The 3,877-nt window shown below is 33.1% G+C and carries 4 protein-coding genes and 1 pseudogene; 1 reads left to right on the top strand and 4 read right to left on the bottom strand.

Annotated elements, in window-relative coordinates; genetic code table 11:
• Positions 1-53: 53 nt before the first annotated feature.
• The 3 genes from WBN21_RS10305 to WBN21_RS10295 all read right to left on the bottom strand — a co-directional run bounded on the left by WBN21_RS10305 (position 54) and on the right by WBN21_RS10295 (position 2,680).
• Positions 54-719, bottom strand: coding sequence for a YggS family pyridoxal phosphate-dependent enzyme (locus tag WBN21_RS10305; protein WP_424199977.1), 666 nt, complete (start codon positions 717-719; stop codon positions 54-56).
• Positions 720-831: 112 nt separating this feature from the next.
• Positions 832-1,719 carry a 3-hydroxybutyryl-CoA dehydrogenase gene (locus WBN21_RS10300; RefSeq protein ID WP_424199975.1) on the bottom strand — a complete coding sequence of 296 codons (888 nt, stop codon included), beginning with the start codon at positions 1,717-1,719 and terminating at the stop codon, positions 832-834.
• Between the two features lies 1 nt (position 1,720).
• Positions 1,721-2,680, bottom strand: coding sequence for a Gfo/Idh/MocA family protein (locus tag WBN21_RS10295; RefSeq protein ID WP_424199973.1), 960 nt, complete (start codon positions 2,678-2,680; stop codon positions 1,721-1,723).
• A gap of 158 nt (positions 2,681-2,838) precedes the next feature.
• Here WBN21_RS10295 and WBN21_RS10290 point away from each other — a divergent pair, with 158 nt between their 5' ends.
• Positions 2,839-3,480, top strand: coding sequence for a protein-L-isoaspartate(D-aspartate) O-methyltransferase (locus WBN21_RS10290; RefSeq protein ID WP_424199971.1), 642 nt, complete (start codon positions 2,839-2,841; stop codon positions 3,478-3,480).
• A 60-nt stretch (positions 3,481-3,540) separates the two neighbouring features.
• Here the strand turns inward: WBN21_RS10290 and WBN21_RS10285 are convergent.
• Positions 3,541-3,877, bottom strand: a pseudogene (locus WBN21_RS10285) (SAM-dependent methyltransferase); the annotation flags it as partial.

Raw genomic sequence — 3,877 nt, 5'->3', positions numbered from 1 at the left:
GTTTCTATGTCTAAAATTGCGTAAATAATATGCTGTTTTTAGTTTGTTGTTTTTTAGTAATTTCTATTGCCAAATATACTGCTCCCTAAACGAATCATGGTACTTCCACAAGCAATTGCTAATTGATAATCGCCACTCATTCCCATACTGATAATTTCCAGATTACAATGTTTAGTTTGTAGACCTTTTAGGGCATCAAAAGTAAATTTTAAACGGTTGAACTCGTTTTTTATATGATTTTCATCGTCAGTAAATGTAGCCATTCCCATAACGCCAACAACATTAATATTTTCTAATTCTGAAAATTTTTCTGACTGAATAATTTCTGATGCATCTTTAAAAGACATCCCGAATTTAGAATCTTCAGTAGCAATTTTTATTTGTAGTAAACAATCTATAATTCTATGGTATTTTTTGGCTTGTTTGTTAATTTCTTTCAGCAACTTAAAATTATCAACGCCATGAATTAAATTCACAAATTCAGCCATGTATTTTACTTTGTTGCTTTGAACATGCCCAATCATGTGCCATTCAATATCTTTCGGCATGGCCTCATACTTATCAACCATTTCTTGAATTTTATTTTCACCAAAAATGCGCTGTCCTGCATTATAGGCTTCCATTAAATCGCTAACGGGTTTTGTTTTTGAAACTGCTACGAGCGTAACATGGTCGGGTAAGGTAGATTTTATGTTTTTGAGGTTTTCTTTTATGCTCATTGTCACTTTATCTTAAGTAGGTTTTGCTGTTTTAAAAGAAATTCTTTTTTTCATGTTTAAATTTCAGTCTTTAGTTTTTAGTTTTACTTTAAATTAATTTGAAAAACTTGGACTATAAAAATTGTTTCGCAACTATCTCAGCTTTTCTACTTTCAGAATAATCGTAAAAGCCTTCACCAGATTTCACACCTAATTTACCCGCAGTTACCATATTAACTAAAAGCGGACATGGTGCATATTTGGGGTTTTTAAATCCATCATACATGACTTTCAGAATAGATAAACAAACATCCAGACCAATAAAATCTGCTAATTGAAGTGGGCCCATGGGATGTGCCATACCTAATTTCATAACTGTATCAATCTCCTCGACACCGGCAACACCATTGAATAATGTTTCAATCGATTCATTAATCATAGGCATTAAAATACGGTTTGCCACAAAACCAGGATAGTCATTTACTTCAACAGGGTTTTTTCCTAACTTTTTAGAAAGTTTCATGATTGTGTTTGTCACGTCATCGCTTGTATTGTACCCTCGAATAATTTCAACCAATGTCATGATTGGAACTGGATTCATAAAATGCATGCCAATAACTTTATCGGGTCTTGAAGTAGAAGCAGCAATTTGAGTTATGGAAATAGACGATGTATTTGTTGCAAGAATGGTGTTTTTATCGCAAGCTTCATCAAGTTGCTTAAAAATTTTAAGTTTTAAATCTACATTTTCAGTTGCAGCTTCAACTACTAAATTTGCGTTTTTTACACCTTCGTTAATATTTGTATGTATAGTTATGTTGGCTAAAGTTTGACTTTTATCTGCCTCAGAAATTTTTTCCTTAGCAATCAATCGGTCTAAATTTTTAGTAATGGTAGCTATTCCACGTTCCAGCGAAGCTTCATTTATATCAATTAATTGAACTTTAAAACCACTTTGAGCAAAGGTATGTGCAATACCATTTCCCATAGTTCCAGCTCCTATAACGGCAATGTTTTTCATATTAAAAACAATTAATTATTTGAGTAGCAACACGTAAAGCTTCGGTACCATCATGAAGCGTTACAACTGGCGTTGTATTATTATTTATGGCGTCAGCAAAAGTTTCTAATTCATCAAGAATAGAATTATTATCTGGTACTGAGGGGTTATCAAAATAGATTTGTTTTTTAACACCTTCAGCATTTTGTAAAATCATATCGAAATCACCAGGTGTTTCAGGAGCATCCTTCATTTTCACAACCTCACATTTCTTAGTTAAGAAATCTACAGAGATATAAGCATCTTTTTGAAAGAAACGGGCTTTACGCATTTTTTTAAGTGAAATTCTGCTTGCGGTTAAATTGGCAACGCATCCGTTTTCAAATTCTATTCTGGCATTGGCAATATCTGGCGTTTCACTAATAACAGCAACACCACTAGCGGAAATACTTTTAACTTTCGATTTTACAACACTTAAAATAATATCAATATCATGAATCATTAAATCTAATACCACAGGAACATCGGTGCCTCTAGGGTTGAATTCGGCCAAACGATGCGTTTCAATAAACATGGGCGAATTAATTTCATCCTTTACAGCAAGATAGGCTGGGTTAAAACGCTCAACATGACCTACTTGACCTCGTAAATTATGTTCGGCTAAAAGCTCTCTAATATGTTCGGCTTCCTCGACCGTATTGGTGATTGGTTTCTCAATAAAAATATGTTTTCCTTTGGCTATAGCTTGTTTGGCACAATCATAATGCGATAAAGTTGGGGTTACAATATCAACCATATCAACCGCGTCAATGAGGGCATCAATGGAATTGAAAAATTTATATCCAAATTCAGCTTCTACTTTTTTTCCGTTTTCTTCATCGGCATCATAGAACCCAACAAGATCGTATTTTTCAGATTTTTTAAGAAGTCTTAAATGAATTTTTCCTAAGTGACCAGCACCAAGTACACCAGCTTTCAGCATAATTATTACGTTTTTAACAAAAATAAGATATTTAAAAGATGAAGGTAAGTATTTAGGCTAAAATTTTTAAGTTAAAAACCGCGAAAAATAAAATCGGAATAAATAGTTTTAAGCTTGAAAATGTTTGCCTAATTTTAGCAAACCAAACGCCACCAGAATTGAAAGACACTTTTAAGCATCAAGGATTAAGAAAAAAACTAGTTAATGTATTAAAAAACAAAGGTATAACAGACACAAATGTTTTAAATGCCATTGGGAAAATCCCGAGACATTTGTTTATGGACTCTGGTTTTTTAGATCATGCTTATCAAGACAAAGCGTTTCCTATTGGTGCTGATCAAACTATTTCGCAGCCTTACACCGTTGCTTTTCAATCAGAATTACTTCAAATTAAACCTGGCGATAAAATTTTAGAAATTGGTACTGGAAGCGGTTATCAAACGGCTGTTTTGTGTGAATTGGGTGCTAAAGTTTATAGTATAGAACGCCAAAACGAACTCTTTAAGAAAACGAGTAAGTTTCTGCCAAAACTAGGGTATCGCGCTAAGAAATTAATTTTTGGGGATGGTTATATAGGTCTTGAAGAGGAAGCGCCTTTTGATGGTGTTATTGTAACTGCGGGAGCGCCATTTGTGCCAAAACCTTTATTGAGTCAATTAAAAATAGGAGGTAGGCTTGTTATTCCCGTTGGTGACGATGTTCAAACAATGACTATGTTCACTAGAAAAGGAAAAAAGGAATTTGACCAAGAAGAGTTTGGTGAATTTAGATTTGTGCCTTTGTTGGAGGATAAGAATTGATTAACGAATTACGATTGACGATTACTGAATTACGATTTTTGAAATTAAATTTTGAACATCTTATTTTTTCTGAAAAATTCCAAATAACTCATTATCCTTTCTAGATTCTATTGAATTATGGCATGTTTCAAAAGTTGTTACTTTAAAAAATGGATTTAAATAGTTTAAGTATTCACCTTTTGATCCGCCAAATGGTGGTTTTTCCATATCATCTGTCAATGGAAATTTAAACCATAATCCAACGAGTTTCCCGTCAGTATTTAGGATATCATTTATTTTCGAAGCATAATTTTGTCTGGTTGATGGAAACGGTGGAAATGAACAGAAAAAAGTTTGTTCTATGATTAAATCGTAGGTTTCATTATGCTTAAAAAAATCGCCATGAAGGATTTGATGT

The organism is Algibacter sp., from assembly GCF_049667265.1.
Taxonomy (GTDB): Bacteria; Bacteroidota; Bacteroidia; order Flavobacteriales; family Flavobacteriaceae; genus Algibacter_B.
The sequence above is the reverse complement of the archived record's forward strand: the minus strand, read 5'-3'. Positions and strand labels throughout refer to the sequence as shown.